The sequence below is a fragment of the Accumulibacter sp. genome, from assembly GCF_029255145.1.
Lineage (GTDB): Bacteria > Pseudomonadota > Gammaproteobacteria > Burkholderiales > Rhodocyclaceae > Accumulibacter.
In genome coordinates, this window is record NZ_JAPUVQ010000098.1 from 29,693 (window position 1) to 53,303 (window position 23,611).

Here is a 23,611-nt window from a genome sequence, read left to right on the forward strand (position 1 = left end):
ATCGTCAAATGAAGCAGCGTGACTTCCATGGTGGCTTGCTGGCCCTTGCCCTGTTCATGGCAAGCACCGCCCTTGTTGGGGCACAGGAGTTGGCGATCAGCCAGGAAACCCGCTACGGGGCGCATCTCGGCGCCGACAAGTGGGTGGACTTTGTCGTCTATGCGCCGGCGGCAACGGGTGTCGACCTGTTGCTCTATCGGGACCCTCGCGCACGCACGCCGAAGCAGCGGGTGCCGATGATACGTTCGGGCGACGACTGGAAGGTCAGGGTTCGCGGTGCCGGTGTCGGCCATGGGCTGTTCTACATGTATGCGGCCAGCGGTCCACGCGAGGTCTCGCCGGAACGCCCCTACGGCGCGTTGTTCAATCCTGAGTATGTGCTTAACGATCCCTATGCGTTTCGCACCGAGAATGTCAAGTACGACGCATTTTTCGACGCCCTTCCATTCGCCGACATGCAAACCACGGTCTACGCCGGCGGAGGCAAGAGCGTCGTCTACGACCATTCGCGCGACCGCCTGCCCGGGCACGTGCGGATTGCACCCGAAGATCTGATCGTCTATGAACTGCACGTCCAGGACTACACGGCGACTCTCGATGGGCTGCCGGCGGACCGGCGCGGGACCTACCTTGGGCTCGCCCGCGGCGGTCTCAGAACGCCTGGTGGCCTGGCTGCCGGGATCGACCATCTGGTCGAACTGGGGATCAATGCGGTCGAACTGATGCCGGTCATGGAGTACGACGAACAGACCGGCAACGAAGCGGACCGCCTCAACCATTGGGGCTACATGACGACCAACTTCTTTGCTCCGGAAGCGCGTTACGCGTCTCGTCCGGGCCAGCAGGTGGTCGAACTCAAGCAGCTGGTCAGCGCCTTGCACCGGCGCGGCATCGCGGTGTTCATGGACGTGGTCTATAACCACACCGGCGAGCAGGGCCCCTGGGTCGCTGATGGCCGCCTGGCCGCCAAGTGCTTCAACCTGATGTGCCTGGCGGCCGAACGGGTGTACCGTGCGGCGCCGGACCAGGCTCATTTCATGAACAATACCGGTACCGGCAACGATCTCGATTTCTCCGGTGGCCAGCGCTACAGCAAGCGGTTGGTCGGCGACTCGCTGGCGATGTGGCATCAGCTCTATGGTATCGACGGCTTCCGCTTCGACCTGGCGCGGATTCTTGCCGAGGGTTCGGCCGACGCCGCCGACTGGGTGGACAACGACCCGCGTTTTGCCGCCGCGCATCTGCACGCCGAGCCCTGGGATCTCGGTGGGCAGTGGTGGGACTTCATGGACAGCAACGGCTGGGACGCCGACAACAACCGCTGGGCCAAGTGGTTGGGCCGCTACCGGGACAAGGTCCGTCGTTTCTCGCAGTCCGGTCTGAAGGATCCGGCGGCCTTCAAGCAATTGATCGAAGGCCGCGGTTCGGTAAGCGACGGCGATGGGGCCGCGGCGTCGAGCCGGCCGTGGCGATCGGTCAACCTGGTCGCCGTGCACGACGGCTACACACTGCGCGACTGCACCTGGTTCAACGATTCCGACGGTTCGCAGAACTGCTGGGACAGCAATCAGGATGAAGACCTGCGCCGCCAGCGTGAAAAGCTGCTGCTCGGCATCCTCCTGACTTCGCAGGGGGTGCCAGTGATCCTGCAGGGCGACGAGTTCGGTCGCTCGAAGGCCGGCGCCGTTTCGCAGGAAGGCGCGCGAAACAGCTACAACTACGAGTCCAGCACCGGCAACCCGGCCGTGAATCGGGTGAACTGGATCGATTGGCGCCTCAAGGACGGCGACAACAGTGCGTCGCCGACGGGCCCCCGCTATGGTAACGAGCTGTTCGAGTGGACTCGCGGGTTGATCAGCCTGCGCAAGCAGTGGAGTCATTTTCGCCGCAGCGACTTCGCGCGCTACGTGCAGGCAGCCACCGACGACCGGGCTGGGCCGATCAACGACGGCGGATTTACCTACGTGTGGGAAGGGCCGGCCAGTGGCGAGCCATCGCAAGTCGCCGTCATCTGGTGGGGCAAGACCGGCGAGCCGGACCTGATGGTGATTTACAACGAGCGTTGGGAGCCGTTCACCGTCGACAATCTGCGTGACTGGTCACGCGGTAACTGGAAGATTCTGGCGCGTTCCTGGCTGGGCCGTGGTCAGGACCTGTGTCGATCGGACAGGTGGCAGAAGGCTTGCCCGGATGCCGGCGATGCGGTCAGCGTCGCTGGTCGTTCGATGGCCATCCTGATCAGCGACAACAACTGACCGCAGGGCGGCTGGCGAGTTGCCCGGTACTGGTGGGGCTGCTCGCCCTTCTCGTCGCGCGCAGTCGCTCAGCCCTGCGGCATGGTGTCGGCGAAGGCAGGGCGGCTCATCAGCTTGCCGTACAGGCGCGCCAGGTTGGGATGTTTTTCCTGCCAGGCGATTTCGGGAAAGCGGAAAACAAGATAGCCCAGAGCGCAGCCGACAGCGACATCGGCGAGCGAGAAATGCGTCCCCATGCACCAGTTGCCGTCGCCCAGTTCGCCCGACATGAACTCCAGGCTGCGGTCGATCTTCTCTATCTGGCGGCCGATCCAGTCGGTCCCCTGTTGTGCGGCGGGGCGCTTCCTTTCGAGGAAGGTCAGTGCGGCTGCGTCGCAGACGCCGTCGGCCAGCGCCTCCCAGCGCTTGATTTCCATACGCTCGCGATTCGGGCCAGGCATCAGCTTGTTGTTGGGGGCCACATTGTCCAGGTATTCGACAATCACCCGCGAGTCGAACAGAGCGGTATTGTCGTCAAGAACCAGAACCGGGATCTTGCCCAGCGGATTGATGTTGGACACCTGCGTTTCCGGCGTCCATGGCGAGTCTACTTCGAACTCGTAATCGATTTTCTTCTCGGCGAGAACTACACGCGCCTTGCGAACGTAGGGACTGGTCAGTGATCCGATGAGCTTCATTCGTTTCCCGAGCGTAAATATTTGCGCCCAATTATAGCATTGCCACCGCATTCGACTTACGGGCGCCACCCGCGGACAGGGTAAAATAGCGGGCTACTCTGCCTCAGCCGCAAGGATCCCCGGTATGCCCGTTTCTTCGCCCGTTTCTGCGCTCATGTCCCTGTCACCGCTCGACGGTCGCTACGCCGGCAAGCTGGACGCGCTGCGACCGCAATTTTCAGAGTATGGACTGATCCGGCGTCGCTTGCAGGTCGAGATCGAGTGGCTGAAGGCGCTCGCCGCCGAGCCGCATTTTGCCGAAATTCCGGCGTTTTCGCCTGGCACGCTGCGCGAGCTCGACGCTTTGGTCGCCAATTTCGATCCACCGCAGGCCGGCGAGGTGAAAGAGATCGAAGCGGTGACCAATCACGACGTCAAAGCGCTGGAGTACTGGATTCGCAAGCGTCTGGCGGGGAACGCTGAAGTGATGCGCGTTGCCGAGTTCATTCACTTCGCGTGCACTTCGGAGGACATCAACAATCTGGCGCACGCGCTGATGCTGAAGACGGCGCGCGACGAGACGATGTTGCCGACCTTGGATCGCCTCGTCGACCATCTCAGAGCACTGGCGCACGAGTTCGCCGAGCTGCCGATGATGTCGCGTACGCACGGCCAACCGGCGACGCCGACGACGCTCGGCAAGGAAATAGCCAACGTCGCCTACCGCCTCGGTCGTGCTCGTTCGGCAATCGCTCGGGTGAGCCTGCTCGGCAAGATCAACGGCGCGGTCGGCAACTACAACGCCCACCTGGCCGCTTATCCCGGCTTTGACTGGGAGAGCCTGGCGCGGCGTTTCGTCGAATCGCTTGGCCTGGAGTTCAACCCCTATACCATCCAGATCGAGCCGCACGACGCCATCGCGGAGCTGTTCGATGCCTTCGCTCGGGCCAATCTGATTCTGGTCGACCTGAACCGCGACCTCTGGGCGTATATCTCGCTGGGCTTCTTCAGACAGAAGCTGAAGGACGGCGAGATCGGTTCCTCGACGATGCCGCACAAGGTCAATCCGATCGACTTCGAGAACTCCGAGGGCAACCTTGGCCTGGCCAATGCGCTGCTTCGCCATCTCGCCGAGAAGTTGCCGATCTCGCGCTGGCAGCGTGACCTGACCGACTCGACGGTATTGCGCAACATGGGCGTGGCGCTCGGGTACACGCTCCTTGCCTACGATTCACTGCTGCGCGGCCTGGGCAAGCTTGAAGCCGATCCGGTGCGCCTGCACGCCGACCTGGACGCCAATTGGGAGTTGCTTGCCGAGCCCGTGCAGACGGTGATGCGTCGCCATGGCGTCGCCAATCCCTACGAGAAGCTCAAGGAACTGACGCGTGGCAAACGGATCTCGCAGCAGGCGATGAAGGATTTTGTCGAATCGCTGGACATCCCGGCAGCGGCCAGGGCCGAACTGCTCGAGCTGACGCCATCGACCTACACCGGCAAGGCGGCCGAACTGGCGCGGAGGATATGATGCGCGACGAAGGAAGTATCTCAGGAAATGTTTCGCAGGCGCCGGCGCAGACGACAGCGGGCGGCGCGCCCGAGGTGATCGTTTGCGGAGGCTGCGAGCGAGAGCTACCCGGCGGCTCTCTCTATTGCCCGTACTGCTGCGGCGAAGACGGGCGGCGCGGCGCCACCGGCCGCGGCGCATTTCTCGGCGGCCTGTTCGGTTTGCTGGCCGGCGGTCTGCTCACGGCCGCCTGGTCTTCGGCCGTCGGCCCGGAACAAACTGCTTGGAGCTCGGTGCTGGCGATCATCGCGGCAGGTATCACCAGCGGGGTCGTTCTCGGCGTGATCCGGAGTCGAAAGGGCTGACATGGCACAGTTTGCCGAGAATTTGAAAAAACTGCCGGGCGTATCGCACATCGCGGCAATCAAGCTGCTCGATGCCGCCGGCGAGGTGCTGGCGACGATCGAGAACCGGGCAGGTGGCCAGGGCTCACTGGCGGTCTACAACCACCTGGCACAGACCTACGGGGCGATTACTCCCGAAGCGGCCAGAAAAGGCCTGGAGATGTTCGCCGAGCACACCGACGATGCGCGCGCGAATCCCGGCAAACATGCCAATATCGATCGCTTGCTGCTGCTTGTCGAAGACCGCAAGACGCTACGCACCAAGCACGTCTTTAACGTTTGACCGCGGGTACCCATGGCGCCGCGGGTTCCTGGATGAGCCCCTCTGGAGGCAAGGCTCGACTAGACCACGGCGCCATCCTCATTGGCGCCCGGGATCTGCTTCTTCGGCCTGACGAACTGTTCGCGCGAGACGCCTAGCCACATCACCAGCGGACTCGCCACCAGCACCGACGAGTAGATTCCAAAGCAGATGCCGATGGTCAGCGCCAGCGCGAAGTAGTACAGCGTCTCGCCGCCGAAGACCAGCATCGAGAGCACCATCATCTGCGTCGATCCGTGCGTGATGATGGTGCGCGAGATGGTGCTGGTGATCGCGTGATCGAGCACCTCCGAGGTGCCCAGGCCGCGGGTCTTCTTGAAGGTCTCGCGCACGCGGTCGAAAACGACGACCGATTCGTTGACCGAGTAGCCGAGGACGGCGAGCACCGCCGCCAGCACCGACAGCGAGAATTCCCACTGGAAGAATGCGAAGAAGCCGAGAATGATGATCACGTCATGCAGATTGGCGATGATCGCCGACACCGAAAAGCGCCACTCGAAACGAAATGCCAGATAGAGGACGATGCCGATGATCACCACCAATAGCGCCATGGCGCCGTTTTCGGCCAGTTCCTTGCCAACCTGCGGGCCAACGAACTCTACCCGGCGCAGGGTGGCCCCCGGAGCTTCGGCGTCTAGTGCCTGGATCACCGATTCGCCGATCTGGGCGGTGTTCTGCTCGGCCTTGAGCGGCAGGCGGACCAGCACGTCGCGGCTGGAGCCGAAACGCTGGACCGAGACGTCGGTGAAGCCCGCCTTGTCAAGTCCGGTCCTGACCTTCTCCATGTCCGCCGCTTGCGCGTAGTGGAGTTCGATCAGCGTCCCGCCGGTGAACTCGACCGACAGATGCAGCCCGCGGCTGAACAGGAACAGCACCGCCAGCAGGAAGGTGAGCAGCGATATCACGTTGAACACCAGGGCATAACGCATGAACGGGATATCTTTTCTGATGCGGAAGAATTCCATCGTGGCGCTTTCCTATTTGACCGCGGCCGTACCGGTGTCAGCCGCCGGCTTCCAGATCTGGCCGATGGCCAGCGATTCGACCTTGCGGCGACGGCCGTAGATCAGATTGATCAGCGCGCGCGAGACGACCACCGCCGAGAACAGTGACGTCATGATTCCGAGACAGTGCACCACGGCAAAGCCGCGCACCGGGCCGGAGCCGAAGATCAGCAGGGCGATGCCGGCAATCAGGGTCGTGATGTTGGAATCGAGAATGGTCCCGAAGGCTCGTTCGTAACCGGTGTGGATGGCCGCCTGCGGTGTCGATCCATTGCGCAGTTCCTCGCGGATGCGCTCGTTGATCAGCACGTTGGCGTCGATCGCCATGCCCAGCGTCAGGGCGATGGCGGCGATTCCCGGCAAGGTCAGGGTGGCCTGCAACAAGGACAGCAGCGCCACCAGAAACAGCAGGTTGCACGCCAGGGCGATCACCGACACCAGGCCGAAGAGCATGTAGTAGGCGATCATGAAGGCGGCGATGGCGGTAAAACCCCACATCGTCGAGTGGAAACCCTTGGTGATGTTCTCGGCGCCGAGGCTCGGGCCGATCGTTCGCTCCTCGATGATCTCCATCGGCGCTGCCAGCGAACCGGCGCGCAGCAGCAGCGCCGTGTCGTTGGCTTCGGTAGTGCTCATCCGGCCGCTGATCTGGACGCGACCGCCGCCGATCTCGGCGCGAATGACGGGGGCCGTGACCACTTCGCCCTTGCCTTTCTCGATCAGCACGATGGCCATCCGCTTGCCGACGTTGTCGCGCGTGATGTCCTTGAAGATGCGCGCGCCGGGCGAGTCGAGCGTCAGGTGCACGGCGGCCTCGTTGGTCTGGTTGTCGAAACCCGGCTGCGCGTCGGTCAGCCGGTCGCCGGTCAGGACGACCTGTTTCTTGACCAGCAGCGGCCGGCCGCCGCGTTCGACGTAGAGCTCGCTGCCGAAGGGTATCTGGCCGGCGAGCGCGGCTTCAACCGCGCCCGGAGTCTCGTCTACCATCCGGATTTCGAGCGTCGCGGTGCGACCGAGGATGTCCTTGGCCTTCGCCGTGTCCTGCACGCCGGGCAGCTGCACGACGATGCGATCGGCACCCTGCTGGGCGATTACCGGCTCGGCGACACCGAGTTCGTTGATCCGGTTGTTGAGCGTCGTGATGTTCTGCTTGATGGCGAATTCCTGGATTCGCTTGATCGCAGCCGGCTTCAGCGTCGCGACCAGCTTGAGGTCGTCGCCTTCGCCCTGGTCGGCCAGCAGCAGATCGGGCAGGTTGTCCTCGATCGCCAGGCGTCCCTTGTTGCGCGCCTCGGTATCGCGGAAGCGAATCAGGACCCGCTCGCCCTCGCGGGTAATGCCGGAGTGGCGGACGTTCTTGTCGCGGAGCAGGCTGCGCAGGTCGGCACCGATCGAGTCCAGGCGCTTGGTCAGCGCCCCGGGCATGTCCACCTGCAGCAGGAAGTGCACGCCGCCGCGCAGGTCGAGTCCGAGATACATCGGCAGGGCATGCAGGCTGGTCAGCCATTGTGGCGAGCTTGACAGCAGATTCAGCGCGATGACGTACTGCGGGTCGCTGGCGTCCGGGTTGAACTGCTTCTCGATGACCTCCTTGGCGTGCAACTGGCTATCGGTGCTCAGCAGGCGAACCTTGACCCCGTTGCTGTCGAGAAAGATGCCGCTATTTTCAATGCCGGCCGCTTGCAGGGTGCTGGCGACGCGGTCGCGGGTCTGGGCATCGATCTTCAGCGTCGCCTTGGCGCTGGAAACCTGCACCGCAGGCGATTCGCCGAAGAAGTTTGGCAGGGTGTACACCAGGCCGAACAGCACTGCAACGGCGACGAGGACGTACTTCCAGAGCGGATAGCGATTCATGGATGCTTGCGGCCATAGGACGCGGACGCCACCCGAAGGCAGGCGTCCGGCAGGTGGTTAGAGGGCCTTCAGGGTGCCTTTTGGCAGCAGTAGCGTGACAGCCTGCTTTTGAACCTGGATTTCGACGGCGTCAGCGATCTCGAGCGCGATGAAGTTGTCGCTTACACGCGAAATGCGGCCGGCGATGCCGCCGCCAGTGACGACTTCATCGCCCTTGGCCAGGGCCTCGATCAGCGCCTTGTGCTCCTTGGCGCGCTTCATCTGCGGCCGAATCATCAGGAAATAGAGGACGACAAACATCAGAATGATCGGCAGTAGCTGCATGAAACCACCAGTCGGGTCGGCGGCAGCAGCCGTTTGAGCGTGGGCGGTGCTGATCAGCACATCGGTCTCCTAAGGCAGAAGGGTTAAATTAAACCGAAAATTATAGCACCATCACCGCGGCTATTGACGACTGACGTGCCTTGTGGAAGCTGCTCACGGTGCTGATCAGCGTGCCGGCGGCTATCGCCGCGCGCAGTTCGCGCATCAGCTCCTGGTAGTAGTGCAGGTTGTGCAGGGTGCCGAGCTGGGCGCCGAGAATCTCGCCGACGCGGTGCAGGTGGTGCAGGTAAGCGCGCGAGAAGTTCCGGCAGGTGTAGCAGGCGCAAGTGGCGTCGAGTGGCTGCGGGTCTGCCTTGTGCTTGGCATTCCTGATCCGGATGTCGCCGTGACGCGTAAAGAAGTGGCCGTTGCGCGCGTTGCGCGTCGGCAGGACGCAGTCGAACATGTCGATACCGGCGACCACCGCGCGTACCAGATCTTCGGGGGTGCCGACGCCCATCAGATAGCGCGGCTTGTCTCGCGGCAGGCGCGGTGCGGTGTGCGCGAGGATTCTTGCCATGTCTTCCTTGGGCTCGCCGACCGAGAGCCCGCCGATCGCGAAGCCGTCGAAACCGATCTCGGCGAGGCCCGCCAGAGATTCGTCACGCAGGTCTTCGTACATCCCACCCTGGACGATGCCGAACAGGGCGTTGGGATTGACGAGTTGGTCGTGCATCGCGCGCGAGCGCTGCGCCCAGCGCAGCGACAGGCGCATCGAGGCAGCGGCCTCGGCGTGGCTGGCAGGGTAGGGCGTACATTCGTCAAGGATCATCACGATGTCCGAATCGAGCACCAGCTGGATGCGCATCGACTCTTCAGGGGTCAGGAAAAGGCGATCACCGTTGATCGGTGAGCGGAAGGTGACACCCTCTTCGCTGATCTTGCGCAAGGCACCGAGCGAAAACACCTGGAAGCCCCCGGAGTCGGTGAGGATCGGGCCGCTCCAGGACATGAAGCGATGCAGCCCGCGATGCGCGGCGATGACCTCAAGGCCGGGCCGCAGCCAGAGGTGGAAGGTGTTTCCGAGACAGATTTGCGCGCCGCTTTCTATCAGGTCGCGCGGAGTCATCGCCTTGACCGTGGCGTAGGTGCCAATCGGCATGAAGGCCGGCGTGTCGACGATGCCGTGGGCGAGGTGGAGGCGGCCGCGCCGGGCGGCGCCGTCGCTGGCGAGTAGTTCGAAGTTCATTGGTCGATGGGAACCAGGGCGAAATAGTCGGCGGCAGCTGCCGCCGCGAATCTGAAAAAGGCGAACCACTCGCCCAGGAATTGGCACGGACGCGCACAACGTTGGTTCGGGGTTGCAGCCGCTGACGGGAGTGTCCGCAGCAAATGAAAACACCGCCGGGAAGCCCGGCGGTGTCTCAGGTTGCCGATCGCCAGGGGCCCTGGCGCCCGGCGCAGCCGACAGAGCAGACGTTGTTCGCTCCCGGACTTCCTTGGCGGTGTTGCTGCGCAGGAGCGAACCGGGAACGAAGGTGGCGTCTTCAGCTGCCGTGTCTGTCTTGCGCTCAGCTGTCGAGGGCCGCTTGCGCAGCTGCCAGACGGGCGATCGGCACCCGAAATGGCGAGCAACTGACGTAGTCGAGGCCGGTGCGATGGAAGAACGCGATCGAAGCGGGGTCGCCACCATGCTCACCACACACGCCCAGCTTGATGCCCGGACGAACGGATCGGCCTTTCTCGACGGCCATCTGAACCAGCAGGCCAACACCCTTCTGGTCGATCGACTGGAACGGATCGTTCTCGTACATGCCGTCCTTCAGGTAGCTGGGCAGGAACTTGCCGGCGTCGTCGCGTGAAAAACCCATCGCCATCTGCGTCAGGTCGTTGGTGCCGAACGAGAAAAACTCGGCCTGCTGGCCGATGCTGTCGGCGATCAGGGCGGCGCGCGGCGTTTCGATCATCGTCCCGAGCAGGTAGTCGAGCTTTTCACCGCGTTCCGCGAAGACGGCGGCGGCGGTCTTGCGGATGACCCGCGCCTGAGCGTTGAACTCGCGTACCGTCCCGACCAGGGGAACCATGATCTCGGCCTTGACGTCGATCCCCTTGGCTTTCATGTTGAGGCCGGCCTCGATGATCGCGCGCGTCTGCATCTCGGTGATTTCCGGGTAGGTGATGCCGAGGCGGCAGCCACGGTGGCCCATCATCGGGTTGAACTCGTGCAGGTCATCGACGCGCATCTTGATCACCCCCAGCGGCACGCCCATTTCGTGCGCCATGATCTTCTGGTTGGCTTCGTCGTGCGGGACGAACTCGTGCAGTGGCGGGTCGAGCAGGCGGATGGTCACCGCCAGCCCGCTCATCTCGCGGAACAGACCCTCGAAGTCGCCGCGCTGCATCGGCAGCAGCTTGGCCAGCGCCCTGCGGCGACCGGCTTCATCTTCGGCCAGGATCATTTCGCGGACCGCCTTGATCCGGTCGCCTTCGAAGAACATGTGCTCGGTGCGGCACAGGCCAATGCCCTTGGCGCCGAAGTTGCGCGCGACCTTGGCATCGTCCGGGGTGTCGGCGTTGGCGCGAATCCCCAAACGCTTGTACTTGTCGGTGAGGTCCATCAGCGCGCCGAAGTCGCCGGTGAGTTCCGCCTCCTTGGTCGGCACTTGCCCCTCATAGACTTCGCCGGTCGAGCCGTCGAGCGAAATCCAGTCGCCTTCCTGGTAGACCGTCTCGCCGACCGACATGGTGCGCGCGTGGTAATCGACGCGTACCGCGCCAGCGCCGGAAATGCAGCACTTGCCCATGCCACGCGCGACCACCGCCGCGTGCGAGGTCATGCCGCCGCGGGCGGTCAGGATTCCTGTCGCGACGCTCATCCCGCGCAGATCCTCGGGCGAGGTCTCCTGACGGACCAGGATCACGGCCTTGCCTTTTCTGACCCATTCTTCGGCTTCGTCGGCGAAGAACACGATCTGGCCGGTCGCGGCGCCCGGCGAAGCCGGCAGTCCGTGGGCAATCGAACGTGCTTTCTTGATCGCCGCCGGGTCGAAGACCGGGTGCAGGAGTTCGTTCAGGCGATCCGGACCGACTCGCCGCAGAGCCTCTTTTTCTTCGATCATTCCCTGGCGCAGCATTTCCATGGCGATCCGCACCATCGCCGCGCCGGTACGCTTGCCGCTACGCGTCTGGAGCATCCACAGGCGGCCTTCCTGGATGGTGAACTCGACGTCCTGCATGTCCTTGTAATGCTGTTCGAGTTTCGTCTCGGCTTCCAGCAGCTGCGCGTAGATTCCCGGCATCAGCTCTTCGAGCGACGGGAAGCGGGCGCGGCGGTCTTCTTCGCTGACCAGCGCCAGCTGCGCCCAGCGGCGCGAACCCTCGAGGGTGATCTGTTGCGGCGTGCGGGTGCCGGCAACGACGTCCTCACCCTGGGCATTGACCAGGAATTCGCCGTTGAACAGGTCTTCACCGGTGCCCGCGTCGCGGGTGAAGGCGACGCCGGTAGCGCTGTTGTCGCCAAGGTTGCCAAAGACCATCGCCTGGACGTTAACCGCCGTTCCCCACTCGTCCGGGATGTCGTTCAATTCGCGGTACACCTGCGCGCGGTCGTTGTTCCAGCTCTGGAAAACGGCCATCACCGAACCCCACAGCTGTTCCCACGGATCGGTCGGAAACTCGCGGCCGACGCGCGCACGAATCAGCCCCTTGAAACGTTGCACCAGTTCCTTCAGGTCGGCAGTGTCAAGCTGGGTGTCGAGTTCGACGCCCTTCTTCTCCTTGAGCATATCGATCACCACCTCGAAGGGGTCGTGCTCCTGCTTCGATGCCGGCTTGAGGCCCATCACCACGTCGCCGTACATCTGCACGAAACGGCGGTACGAGTCCCAGGCAAAGCGTTCGTTCCCGGTCTTGCGAGCCAGCCCGGCAACGGCGTCGTCGTTGAGCCCGAGATTCAGGATGGTGTCCATCATTCCCGGCATCGAAGCCCGCGAACCCGAGCGCACCGACAGCAGCAGCGGGTCGCTCGAGTCACCGAATTTCTTGCCCATCTCCTGTTCGATGAAAGCGACACTCTGGCGCACTTCCGCTTCGATCAGCTTGAGTACGGCGTCCTGGCCCTCCCTGGTGTAGACGGTGCAGACTTCGGTGCTGATCGTCAGACCCGGTGGCACGACGATTCCCAGGCGGCACATCTCGGCCAGGTTGGCGCCCTTGCCTCCGAGCAGGTTCTTCATGGTGGCGTCGCCGTCGGTTCTGCTGGCGCCAAATACGTAGACGTTCTTTGTTTCGTTTGACATAAATACCTCGTGGGTAAGGGAACAAGGAAAGGCTCTGCGAGCGAAAACGCACGAAGGACCCCCAGATTGGGCAACCCGGGCAGACTGCGCCGGGTCACGGAGTATCGGTGCTCCTGGCCGGGAAGCCGGTCAGGAGCGAGGCGGGTGCAGCAGCGATCAGATCTCTTCCGCCTCCATCTTGATCGCACCGCAGGGACATTCGGCTACGCACATTCCGCAGCCCTTGCAATAGTCATAGTTGAAGGCAAAGCGCTTGCCGGGGCCGAGCTTGATCACCGCGTTGTCCGGGCAGACGCCGTAGCAGTTGTCGCATTCGAAGCAGTTGCCACACGAAAGGCAGCGGCGAGCCTCGAACAGCGCGGTGCTCTCGTCGAGCCCGCCCTGGACTTCGTCGAAGGTCGACTGACGACGAATGATGTCCAGCATCGGCCGTACCGTCTTGGGCGCATCGGCGTAGTACCAGGTGTTCAGCTTCTCGAAGACCGCCACTTCGTGTTGCGGCGCCGGCACGTGCTTTTCGCCACGCAGCCAGGCGTCGATATGCCTCGCCGCCTGCTTGCCGTGGCCAATGCCGACGGTGACGTTGCGCTCGGCGGGGACCATGTCGCCACCGGCAAAGATGCCCGGATGGCCGGTCATCATGTTCGCCGCGACCTGAACCACGCCATCGCGCACTTCCAGGCCGGGAACGCCCTGCAGCAGTCCGAGATCGACGTCCTGTCCCAGCGCCAGCACCAGCGAGTCGGCCTCGATGGTCTCGAATTCGCCGGTCGGCTGCGGGAAACCCTTGTCGTCAAGGGCCATCTTTTCAATGGTCAATGACGATTCGTCCGCCTGGGTAATGGTCGACAGCCACTTGACCATGATCCCTTCCTGAATCGCCTCCTCCATCTCGAAGTCGTGCGCCGGCATCTTTTCACGCGTGCGGCGATAGACGATCAACGGTTCGGCGCCCATGCGCTTGGCGGTGCGCGCGACGTCGATGGCCGTGTTGCCGCCGCCATAGACGACGACGCGGCGGCCGAGCATCGGCTTTTCTTCACCCTCCATGCTGCGCAGCAGCGAAATCGCGTCGATGATCTTCGCCGCGTCGCCAGCCGGGATTCTCGCCCGTTTGCCGATGTGCGCGCCAACGGCCAGGAAGGCGGCGTCGAACTTGCCGTCCTGCATGGTCGTCAGAATGTTGTCGACCTTGCTGTTCAGCTTCACCGTGACGCCGAGCTCGACGACTCGCTGCATTTCTGCTTCGAGCACGTCGCGCGGCAGGCGGTACTTGGGGATGCCGAAGCGCATCATGCCGCCGAGCATCGGCCCCGCCTCGTACACCGTGACCTGGTGACCCTGCCGGCGCAGGTGGTAGGCGGCCGACATGCCGGACGGGCCGGCACCGACGACGAGCACGCTCTTGCCGGATTCGCTGGCCGGTGGGGTGAGCTTCCAGCCGCGCTTTAGAGCCTCGTCTCCGAGAAAATGCTCGACCGAATTGATTCCCACCGCCTCGTCGATCTGGCCACGGTTGCAGGCGCCTTCGCAGGTGTGGTAGCAGACCCGCCCCATGATCGCCGGGAACGGATTGTCGCGGGTCAGGTGCCGCCAGGCGCTTTCGTAGTCACCCGATTCGGCATGAAAAAGCCAGCCCTGGATGTCTTCGCCGGCAGGGCACTGCTTGTTGCAGGGCGGCAGGCGGTCAACATAGACCGGTCGCGAGGTACGCCACGAGCCAGTGTGGTTGGCCAGCGATGAGCCGGGGTCTAGGGTAATGGCAAAGGGTTTTTCCATCAGTTCGCCTCCTGGTCGAGCAGTCCGTACTTGCGAATGTTCTTGTCTGCCGCCGCTTGCAGGCGGGCGATCGTTTCGACTGCCGGCTTCTTGCCGAACAGGTGCGCGTAGCGCTTCTGCCGCTTAAGGTACGCTTCGACTGGCTGCTTCCGGCGAATCTTCAGCACGTCGGTGAGCTCACCGTTCTCCGCCTCGAAAACCGGGAAAATGCCGGTTTCCTTGGCCAGACGCGCGAGCAGGATGGTGTCTTCCGAGGCCGCACCCCAGCCCAGCGGACAGGGGACGAGAATGTGGATGTAGCGTGCGCCGCGCATGCCCATGGCCTTGGTGACCTTGTATTCGAGATCACGGAGGTCGGCGACGGTGGCCGTCGCGACGTAAGGAATCTCGTGTGCCATGGCAATCGCCGGGACGAACTTGCCCTGGCCGAAGGCGTTTCCGGGCTCTGGGCCGACCGGCATGGTGGTCGCCGTTCGCGCTGCCGGCGGCGTCGCCGAACTGCGTTGCACACCGGTGTTCATGTAGCCACCGTTGTCGTAACAGATATACAGGACATCGTCATTGCGCTCGAACATTCCCGACAGGCAGCCGAAGCCGATGTCGGTCGTGCCGCCGTCGCCGCCCTGAGCGACGACGCGAACGTCGCCCATCTGGCCCTTGTGCCTTTTCACCTTGATCGCCGCCGCGATGCCGGTGGCCACGGCAGCGGTATTACCGAACAGCGAGTGAATCCAGGGGATTTGCCACGACGTTTCCGGGTAGGGCGTCGAAAATACTTCAAGGCAACCGGTGGCGTTGGCCGCGATCAGGCGACCACTGGCGGCTTTCATTGCCGCGTCGATGGCGTACCGTGCGCCAAGCGCTTCACCGCAGCCCTGGCACGCGCGGTGCCCCGAGTTGAGTGAATTGGTACGTTCCATGTTGGCCTGGACACTGCGCTCTTCGGCTGCCAGCAGGCGGTTGCCGACAGTGAAGGTGCCGGTCTGATAGAAATGAACGGGTTGGAAGCTCATGGGGTTTCTCCTCAGCCGATTCGGGCGGCAATGACGCCGACGTCGCGCAGCATGCTTTCCGCTGCCGGACCCGAGCGGCGCGTCCTACGCTCGCGTTCGAGTTGCTTGTTGACCACCTCCCAGTCGAGATCGAGAAAGGTCAGGCGATCGAGTTCTCCGCGGACGGCCTTGGCAAACAGCGCGTGCAGCGATTTCATGGTAATCGCCCGTCCACCCAGTCCAGCCACTACCGTGTGTCCTTCGAGCTGCAGCCCCGACATCGCCATCCGCACATCGGTGGACACGACGCCGCCGATGCCGACCGCCAGGCTCTTCTCGAGCACGACGACCCGCTTGGCGTTCTGCAGCGCCGCGCGGACGTTATCGAGCGGGAACGGACGGTAGGAAATGATTCCCAGCACGCCGATTTTTTCGCCAGCCTGGCGCATCTCGTCGACGACATCCTTGATGGTGCCCAGGATCGAACCCATGGCGACAACGATTGTGTCTGCATCGTCGGTAAGATAGGAATGGGTCAGACCACCCGAATCGCGACCGAATGTCTTCTTGAATTGCTCGGCCAACTTGGGGATCAGTTCCAGAGCCTGCATTTGCTTGGCGTGCGCGAGGTAGCGCACTTCGGAGAACGCCTCCGGCCCGACCATCGCGCCGATCGATACCGGATCCGTGGGGTCGAGCACCTGCCGTGGTTCGTAAGGTGGCAGGAATGAGTCGACCTGCTCCTGGGTTGGTACGTCGACGCGCTCGTAAGCGTGCGTGAGGATGAAGCCGTCCATGCAGACCATCACCGGCAGGCTCACTTCCTCCGCCAGCTTGAAGGCCAGAATGTGCAGATCGAGCGCTTCCTGGTTGGTTTCGGCGAACAGCTGGATCCAGCCGCTGTCGCGTTGCGAGAGGGCATCGGTGTGGTCGTTCCAGATGTTGATCGGTGCGCCGATGGCGCGGTTGGCGACCGTCATCACGATCGGCAGACCGAGGCCGGAAGCGTTGTAGACCGCCTCGCACATGAATAGAATGCCCTGCGAAGCGGTGGCGGTATAGGTGCGGGCGCCGGTTGCCGACGAACCGATGGCGACGCTCATCGCCGCGAATTCGGATTCGACGTTGATGAACTCGCAGTCCTTGACTTCCCCGGCCTTGACCATTTCGCCGAGGCCTTCGACGATGTGCGTCTGCGGCGAAATCGGATAGGCGCAAATGACCTCGGGTCGGCAAAGGCCGACCGCCTCGGCAACGGCGTGTGAACCTTCTGTCTGTTTAAGCATGTGCGGCCTCCTGGTGACTAGCCCCTGCGATCTCGTCAATGACGAACTGATAGGCCTCGGTGGCGGCGGCGATGTTGTTGCTGGCTATCTTCTCCGAGAACTTGGCGTTGATCGCCTTGATCACCGACTCCAGGCGGATGATTCCGGATGCGGCGGCAAAGCCGGCCAGCAAAGGGACATTGGGCATTGGCCGGCCGACGTGCTTGCGGCTGAGGTCGGTGGCGGGGACCGTGCACAGCCGCTCTTTCGGCCAATCACGGACGAAATCGCCGAGGCCCAGTTCGGTGAAGCTACGGCTGGTGTTGATCAGGATGTAGCCGCCTTTCTTCAGACCCGAGAAGACGTCCACCTGGAACAGCAGGGTCGGATCCTGAATGATCAGGGCATCGGGCTCCATGATCGGTTCACGCAGCCGGATCTCCTGGTCCGCGATCCGGCAAAAGGCGACCACCGGGGCGCCGGTGCGCTCCGATCCGAAGCTTGGAAAGGCCTGTGCATGGCGACCTTCCTCGAATGCAGCAATTGACAACATTTCGGCAGCGGTGACCACACCCTGGCCACCGCGACCATGTATTCGGACTTGGAACATGATTCCTCCATTGTTGAACTTCGGTTGTACATCGCTGTCGTTTTTGCTCGCCAGCATAGCTCAGTTCGAGTTCATTGAAAACAATGACGCCGGTCCTGGTCAGCGGAGTCAATCTTCCTGGCGAAACCGGCGGCACCGCCGGCCGTTCGGGAAACGCGCGGCCGTGGGTTTTCCTGCCGGGGCAGGTGCGCCGGCCTGCAGCGCGTACGGGTGCTCAGGCCGCTGATGGTGTCGGGGAGCGGCCGCTGCCGGGTCGCTTCGGCATCCAGACCGTATAGTCGAAGTCGAGCAGGACACTCGGGTCGTAGCGGCCATCGGCCAGTTTGTAGGGAAAGTCGGCACAGCGGCGGTCCTTGGTCGCCACGGTACGCACCCGCAGTGCTCCCAGGTCATTGCGGCCCGGCAGCGACAGCGTGTCGATCACTTCCGACCAGGCGTAGACGGTATCGCCAGCGAACGCTGGCGAAACATGCCGGCCACCATTGATCGCCGCGACGCTGAAGGCATTGGCCAGGCCGTTGAAGGACAGTGCGCGGGCCAGGCTGATGACGTAACCCCCGTAGACGATCCGGCGGCCAAAGCGTCCGTCCTTCTCGGCGTGCTGGTTGAAGTGCACCCGGGCCGTGTTCTGGTACAGGCGGGTGGCCATCATGTGCTCGCTCTCTTCGATGGTCATCCCGTCCACGTGATCGATCCGTTCGCCAACCCGATAGTCGTTCCACAGGTCGGGACTGCCGGAAAGCGCCGTGTCGTAGCGTTCAACGCGGATCCCTGCGGGTACGACCAGATCGCTGGCGGCAATCGCCTCGGGCAGCTCTGGCACGACCGTTTCCGGGGCCGGCGACGCCGGATCACGCTTGCGAACCATCACCCATCGGCAGTACTCGAGGGCAATCTGGCCGAGCTGATTGACCCCGCGCGAGCGCACATAGACAATGCCGGTCTGGCCATCGCGGTTCTCCTTGAGGCCGATCACCGTCGAGTCGGCGGTGAGTGTGTCGCCCGGATAGACTCGGTGCCCGAAGCGACCTGCAGCGTAGCCGAGGTTGGCGACGGCATTCAGCGAGATGTCCGGAACGGTCTTGCCGAAGACGATGTTGAACGCCAGCAGGTTGTCCACCGGCGCACGCCGGAACGAGAGGCTGTGGGCGAAGGTGTCGGCCGAGGTCATCGCGAAGCGGCTACCGGTCAGCGCCGTGTAGAGGGCCACATCGCCCTCGGTAACGGTCCTCGGCGTCGCATGGGCAATCGTTTGCCCGATACAAAAATCCTCGAAGAAGTTGCCCTGGGTGGTCTTCTCGCTCATCGGTGCTGCTCCTCGCGGTGCTCGGTGTTCATGCCAACATCCTCAATGTCGAGGTCCTCATGTCAGAATCCATATGCGGCCGCCAGGTCCGGATCGCGTCGGGCGACCAGCTGTGCCAGATCGACGATCACCCGGGCCTGTTTCCAGGTGGCATCGTCCTGCATCTTGCCGTCGATCGTCGCGACGCCGCTGCCGTCGGGCATCGCCTCAAGAATGCGCTTGGCAAACAGCACTTCCTTGACGTCGGGGCTGAAGACGCGCTTGGCGATCGCGATCTGGTTCGGCGCCAGCGACCAGGCTCCCGAGCAGCCCATCAGGAAGGCGTTGCGGAATTGCGCTTCGCAGGCGGCTTCGTCCTTGAGGTCGCCGAACGGACCGTAGAACGAGCGCAGGCCGTGCGCGACGGCGGCATCGACCATGCGCGCGATGGTGTAATGCCAGAGATCCTGTTGATAGAACGCACGCTGACTCTTGCCTTCTTCCTCGTCGACCAGAACACCGTAGCCGGGGTGCCCGCCACCCACCCGGGTGGTCTTCATGCCACGCGACGCTGCCAGGTCGGCCGGGCCGAGGCTCAGGCCGTGCATCCTTGGACTGGCGCCGCAGATCGCCTCGACGTTGGTCACTCCCTGCGCCGTCTCGAGCAGGGCGTGCAGCAGAATCGGTTTGCGGACGCCGTATTTGGCTTCGAGCAGGGCAACGTACTGATCGACGAAGTGAATGTCCCAGGGCCCCTCGACCTTCGGGATCATGATCACGTCAAGTTTGTTGCCGACGTGCTTGATGATCTCGGTCAGGTCGTCGAGCACCCACGGGCTGTTCAAGGCGTTGATCCGTACCCACATCCCGGTATCGCCAAAATCGTGCCCGGCTAGCAGTTCGATGAATCCGGCACGTGCCGCGTCCTTGGCTTCGATCGGGATGGCATCCTCCAGGTTGCCGCACATGACGTCGCATTTGGTGGCCGTCTCTGGTGCCTTGGCGCGGATCTTGTCGATGTGCGGCGGAAAGAAATGAATCATCCTTTCCGGCCGCACCGGCAGTTCGCGCAGGGGCTGTGGCGCGCCGATGGCGAGCGGTTTGTAGAAATGGACGGGTAGCTTCATGGCATTTTCCCTGGTGAAAGAACGGCGGTTGGCTCGGCGGGCAGCGAAACTCTGCTTGTAGCGGTTTCAGGCGGGTCCAGCGACCACGCCATCGTCATGCAAACGACCGACTTCCGCTTCGCTGAGGCCGAGGATGTCGAGCAGAATCTGGTCGGTGTGCTGGCCCAGCGCGGGTGCCGGCTGCGCCGGCAGACGCGGGCAGCCGGCGAAGTCGAGCGGCGACGCCGGCATCAGGTACGCGCCGACGCCGGGCTGCTCGGTCATCGTGAACAGCGGATTGTCGGTCGAGCAGTCGGGATCGTCGTCGATCGCCTGGCGAACGCTCCGATAGGGGCCCCAGGTGACTCGGTGCGTATTGAAGACCGCGGCCGCTTCAGCCAGCGTGCGCGCGTGGCACCACGGTTCGAGCAGGGCAGCAATCTGCTGGCGGGCGCGAAAGCGATTGCCTTCGTCGTCGAGGTCGAGGCCAAGCCGGGCGCCGAGTGCGGCGATCTCTTCGTGCAGACCGGTCGCCTTGGTCAGGCAGCGCCACTGCATGTCGGTAAGTCCGACGATCATCAGGCGCTTGCCGTCCAGTGTTTCGAAGTCGCGGCCAAAGGCCCCGTACAGGTAGTTGCCCTGCTTGGGGCGGTCGGCGTCATTGATCATCACCTCGGCGATCATCCCGAGATTGCCGATCATCGCCAGCGCGACGTCCTTCAGCGCCAGGCGAACGAGTTGTCCTTCGCCGGTCAGGCGCCGGTGCCTTTCGGCGGCGAGCATGGCGATGGCGATCATCTGCCCGCTGATGAAGTCCCATGCCGGAAAGACGTGGTTCACCACCTCCGGTGAGTTGGTCGGCCCGGTCATCATGGGCAGGCCGATTTGCGGGTTTACGGTGTAGTCGACCTCCGAGCCGCCGTCGCGGCGACCGCTCAGGTTGACCATGATCAGGTCCGGACGCTGCGCCTTCAGCGCCTCGTAGGAGAGCCAGCCCCTGGCCGGGAAGTTGGTGCTGAACAGTCCGGCATCGTCGCCGGGCGCGCAGATCAGCCGGGTCAGCAACTCCTGTCCGCGTGGCTGGCGAAAGTCGACGGCGATCGAGCGCTTGCCTTTGTTCAGGCCGGCCCAGAACAGGCTGTGCCGACCATCATTGGTCAGCGGCCAGCGCCCGTAATCGAGCCCGCCGCCGATCGGGTCGAAGCGGATCACATCCGCGCCGAGCTGCGCCAGGGTCATGCCACCGAGCGGCGCCGCGACGAAAGCCGAGCCCTCGACGACGCGCAATCCCTTGAGAATTCCATCCATGCCAGTCACCAATCCTTGCTGCGCGGGCAGCGCTTGTACGTAAGTCGGCGGGCCACCGCCGCGTCCCCTTGCTCACTGGCGGGCTCCGGCCCGAGGGCTCCCGTCTTGCGAGCAGCGGCTGGCAGCGCGCTCACGGCGGTCGCCGCATCGGCCTCACCGCCACTGGGTTTCAGATGACACGCTTTCGGCGGAGCTCTTCGATCTCGGTCGCGTTCACGCCAAGCAGCCCGGAGAGCACTTCGTCGGTATGTTGCCCGAGCCGCGGACCGAGGTGCCTGATTCGACCAGGTGTCACCGACAGGCGGGGCAATACCGACGGGACGATGACCGTCTCGCCGATATCCGCCTCGTCGATCGCCACCAGGTTGCGCCGGGCGTGAAACTGGCGGTCACCGAAGATGTCGGCAATGCTGTTCAAGGGTCCGGCAGGGGCGCCGGCGGCGAAGCAGCGGTCGAGGATCTCCTCCCGGCGCAGCGAACCGCACCAGTCCCGGACGATTTCGTTGACGTCGTGGCGGTTTTCCAGCCGCGTCTTCTGATCGCCGTACACGTGCGGCGCCGCCAGTTCGGGTCGCTTCATGGCAATCGCCAGGCGCTCGAAGAGCTTGTCGGTGACGCACGATATGGCCACCCACTTGCCGTCCTCCTTGGTCGGAAAATGGCCGTGCGGACAAGCGAAGTCGTTGTGCGTCGGCCCGTGCCGTTCGCGGATCCGGCCGAACATGGCGTAGGCCGGCGCCAGTTCGTCGGTGCAGCGAAACACCGATTCGTACAGCGCGGCGTCGATGTATTGCCCCTCGCCGGTGCGATCGCGGTGGCGCAAGGCCATCAGGATGCCGATGCAGCCATACAGGCCGGTGAGATAGTCGCCGAGCGTGGTCGACCCCGGCGTGACCGGCGTTCCCCGCGGCATTCCCGAGAGAAAGGCGATGCCGCCGACCGCGTGCGCGACGCGGGCAAATCCCGGCCGGTCGCGGTAAGGGCCGGTCTGGCCGTAACCGGTGACGCGGAGCATGATCAGGCGCGGGTTGATGGCGTGCAGCACGTCCCAGCCAAGGCCCCATTTCTCCAGGGTTCCGGGACGAAAGTTTTCGCACAGCACGTCCGCTTTCTCGATCAGCCTCTTGAACAGATTGACTCCTTCAGGAAGGTGCAGATCGATCGTCACGGACTTCTTGTTACGCGCTTCGCTAAGCCAGGCCAGCGTGTCCTTGCGTTTGGTCGGCGTCCCGAAGTAGCGCATCGGGTCGCCGCCCTTGGGGTTTTCGACCTTGATCACGTCGGCGCCGAATTCGCCCAGAATGCTGGCGCTGTAGGGCGCGGCGATGACCGTCGCGGCGTCGATCACGCGAATGCCGTCGAGCGGCAGCTTGGTCTCGGCTTGATCAGTGCTCATCAGAGTGTCTCGCAGTGGCCGGTTCAGATGATCTTGCGTTGTCGCAGACGTTTGATTTCCAGCGCCGAAATCCCGAGCAGCTCGCGCAGGATTTCATAGGTCGCGTTCCCCAGCGGTGGGCCGAGATTGGCGATCCGCCCAGGTGTCAAGGAAAGCGTCGGTACGACGCCCGGAACGACCACCTCACCCAGACCTTCCTCGGTCAGCTGCGCCAGATTGCCGCGCGCGATGAAGTGCTCGTCCTCGAAGATGTCGGCGATGCTGTTCAGCTTGCCGATCGGCACCTCGCCGGCGATACAGCGCGCCATCACCTCATCGCGAGTCAGCGACTCGACCCATTCGACGACCATCCGGTTGACTTCGTCGCGTGCTGCCAGGCGCTTGCGCTGATTGCCGTAGCGGTCGGTGGCCGCCAGTTCCGGTCTGCCCATCACGGCAGCGAAACGTTCGAACATCTTGTCGGTGGTGCAGGCGATCGCTACCCACTTGTCGTCAATGGTGCGGAAGTGACCATGCGGAACGGCGACGAAGCTGCCGGCGCCTTCGCGCTCGCGAACCTTGCCGAACAGGCCGTACGCCGCGGCAATCTCGTCCATCTGGCGAAAAACCGCTTCATAGATGCCGATGTCGACGATCTGCCCTTCGCCGGTCGCCTCGCGGTGGCGTAGCGCTATCAGGATACCGATCGCGCCGTAGAGGCTGGAGAGGTAGTCACCGAGCGGCGAAGTGCCAGGCAACACCGGTGTTTCGTGCGGGAAGCCGGCGAGGTACGACAGTCCGGCGAAGCCGTGCGCAATGTGGGCGAAGCCCGAGCGCCGACGATAGGGGCCGGTTTGCCCGTAACCCGAGACACGGAGCATGACCAGCGCCGGGTTGGCCTCTTTCAGGATTTCCCAACCGAGGCCCCATTCCTCCATCGTTCCCGGGCGGAAGTTTTCGATCAGGACGTCGGACTTGGCGACCAGTTTCAGAAACAGGGCGACGCCTTCGTGCTGGCGGAGGTCGAGAGTGACCGATTTGCGGTTGCGACCCTCGCTGAGCCACGCCAGCGTCGCATCGTGGCGTTTCGAAGCCGTCCCGAAGCGGCGCATCGGGTCGCCGGCGATCGGGTGCTCGACTTTGAGAACCTCGGCGCCGAATTCGCCGAGCATCGACGCCGCATAGGGACCCGCAAGGAACGTACCGACGTCGATGACCCGCAAGCCATCCATCGGCAGCGTGTCGTCCTCGCGCGTGCGCTCCTGATCCTGCGCGCTTTCCCGGCTGCGAC

Annotated in this window: 19 protein-coding genes; 4 read left to right on the forward strand and 15 right to left on the reverse strand. The window is 63.6% G+C overall.

The genetic code is table 11. The annotated features are described in order from the left end of the window. The first annotated feature begins 8 nt into the window (after nucleotides 1-8). Nucleotides 9-2,255, forward strand: a complete 2,247-nt coding sequence (locus Q1L50_RS09935) for an alpha-amylase family glycosyl hydrolase (protein WP_300338014.1) — start codon at nucleotides 9-11, stop codon at nucleotides 2,253-2,255. A 68-nt stretch (nucleotides 2,256-2,323) separates the two neighbouring features. Here the strand turns inward: Q1L50_RS09935 and Q1L50_RS09940 are convergent, their stop codons facing one another. After that, a complete protein-coding gene (locus tag Q1L50_RS09940) occupies nucleotides 2,324-2,932 on the reverse strand; it encodes a glutathione S-transferase (protein ID WP_300338016.1) in 609 nt (202 codons plus the stop codon). A gap of 124 nt (nucleotides 2,933-3,056) precedes the next feature. Between Q1L50_RS09940 and purB the strand changes: the two genes are divergently transcribed. From purB to Q1L50_RS09955, 3 genes are read left to right on the forward strand one after another with little or no spacing between them, the layout of a single operon-like run. After that, nucleotides 3,057-4,436, forward strand: a complete 1,380-nt coding sequence (gene purB, locus Q1L50_RS09945) for an adenylosuccinate lyase (RefSeq protein ID WP_300338018.1) — start codon at nucleotides 3,057-3,059, stop codon at nucleotides 4,434-4,436. Further along, nucleotides 4,436-4,780 (forward strand): hypothetical protein, encoded by a 345-nt coding sequence (locus Q1L50_RS09950; protein WP_300338020.1) that lies wholly within the window; start codon nucleotides 4,436-4,438, stop codon nucleotides 4,778-4,780. Before purB ends, Q1L50_RS09950 begins: the two co-directional genes overlap by 1 nt. 1 nt (nucleotide 4,781) lies before the next feature. Then, complete coding sequence (locus Q1L50_RS09955) at nucleotides 4,782-5,102, forward strand: DUF2322 family protein (RefSeq protein WP_300338022.1); 321 nt, start codon at nucleotides 4,782-4,784, stop codon at nucleotides 5,100-5,102. Nucleotides 5,103-5,161: 59 nt separating this feature from the next. Here Q1L50_RS09955 and secF read toward each other — a convergent pair whose 3' ends face one another. From secF to Q1L50_RS10025, 14 genes are all read right to left on the reverse strand, one after another. After that, nucleotides 5,162-6,106: a protein translocase subunit SecF gene (gene secF, locus Q1L50_RS09960; protein WP_300338024.1), complete on the reverse strand. Its 945-nt coding sequence runs from the start codon at nucleotides 6,104-6,106 to the stop codon at nucleotides 5,162-5,164. 12 nt (nucleotides 6,107-6,118) lie between these two features. Beyond that, nucleotides 6,119-7,999 carry a protein translocase subunit SecD gene (gene secD / locus Q1L50_RS09965; protein WP_300338025.1) on the reverse strand — a complete coding sequence of 627 codons (1,881 nt, stop codon included), beginning with the start codon at nucleotides 7,997-7,999 and terminating at the stop codon, nucleotides 6,119-6,121. 57 nt (nucleotides 8,000-8,056) lie between these two features. Next, on the reverse strand, nucleotides 8,057-8,383 hold the full coding sequence (gene yajC / locus Q1L50_RS09970; RefSeq protein ID WP_300338027.1) for a preprotein translocase subunit YajC: 327 nt from the start codon (nucleotides 8,381-8,383) through the stop codon (nucleotides 8,057-8,059). A gap of 40 nt (nucleotides 8,384-8,423) precedes the next feature. Next, nucleotides 8,424-9,551 (reverse strand): tRNA guanosine(34) transglycosylase Tgt, encoded by a 1,128-nt coding sequence (tgt, locus tag Q1L50_RS09975; RefSeq protein ID WP_300338029.1) that lies wholly within the window; start codon nucleotides 9,549-9,551, stop codon nucleotides 8,424-8,426. 322 nt (nucleotides 9,552-9,873) lie between these two features. Next, nucleotides 9,874-12,600: a pyruvate, phosphate dikinase gene (gene ppdK / locus Q1L50_RS09980; protein WP_300338030.1), complete on the reverse strand. Its 2,727-nt coding sequence runs from the start codon at nucleotides 12,598-12,600 to the stop codon at nucleotides 9,874-9,876. Between the two features lie 156 nt (nucleotides 12,601-12,756). Beyond that, the gene (locus Q1L50_RS09985; protein WP_300338032.1) at nucleotides 12,757-14,379 is read right to left on the reverse strand and encodes an NAD(P)-binding protein; all 1,623 of its coding nucleotides are present in this window, start codon (nucleotides 14,377-14,379) and stop codon (nucleotides 12,757-12,759) included. Then, nucleotides 14,379-15,392, reverse strand: a complete 1,014-nt coding sequence (locus Q1L50_RS09990; RefSeq protein WP_300338035.1) for a thiamine pyrophosphate-dependent enzyme — start codon at nucleotides 15,390-15,392, stop codon at nucleotides 14,379-14,381. The genes Q1L50_RS09985 and Q1L50_RS09990 overlap by 1 nt, the downstream gene beginning before the upstream one ends. An 11-nt stretch (nucleotides 15,393-15,403) precedes the next feature. Then, a complete protein-coding gene (locus Q1L50_RS09995) occupies nucleotides 15,404-16,657 on the reverse strand; it encodes a transketolase C-terminal domain-containing protein (RefSeq protein WP_300338037.1) in 1,254 nt (417 codons plus the stop codon). Beyond that, on the reverse strand, nucleotides 16,650-17,246 hold the full coding sequence (locus tag Q1L50_RS10000; protein WP_300338039.1) for a 2-oxoacid:acceptor oxidoreductase family protein: 597 nt from the start codon (nucleotides 17,244-17,246) through the stop codon (nucleotides 16,650-16,652). Before Q1L50_RS10000 ends, Q1L50_RS09995 begins: the two co-directional genes overlap by 8 nt. A 214-nt stretch (nucleotides 17,247-17,460) precedes the next feature. Next, complete coding sequence (locus tag Q1L50_RS10005; protein ID WP_300338040.1) at nucleotides 17,461-18,552, reverse strand: MaoC family dehydratase; 1,092 nt, start codon at nucleotides 18,550-18,552, stop codon at nucleotides 17,461-17,463. 62 nt (nucleotides 18,553-18,614) lie between these two features. Beyond that, entirely contained in the window at nucleotides 18,615-19,658 is a 1,044-nt protein-coding gene (locus Q1L50_RS10010) for a CoA ester lyase (protein ID WP_300338042.1), read from the reverse strand. Nucleotides 19,659-19,724: 66 nt separating this feature from the next. Beyond that, complete coding sequence (locus Q1L50_RS10015; RefSeq protein WP_300338043.1) at nucleotides 19,725-20,945, reverse strand: 2-methylfumaryl-CoA isomerase; 1,221 nt, start codon at nucleotides 20,943-20,945, stop codon at nucleotides 19,725-19,727. 169 nt (nucleotides 20,946-21,114) lie between these two features. After that, nucleotides 21,115-22,341: a CoA transferase gene (locus tag Q1L50_RS10020; protein WP_300338045.1), complete on the reverse strand. Its 1,227-nt coding sequence runs from the start codon at nucleotides 22,339-22,341 to the stop codon at nucleotides 21,115-21,117. 23 nt (nucleotides 22,342-22,364) lie between these two features. Next, on the reverse strand, nucleotides 22,365-23,552 hold the full coding sequence (locus Q1L50_RS10025; RefSeq protein WP_300338055.1) for a CoA transferase: 1,188 nt from the start codon (nucleotides 23,550-23,552) through the stop codon (nucleotides 22,365-22,367). Nucleotides 23,553-23,611 lie beyond the last annotated feature (59 nt).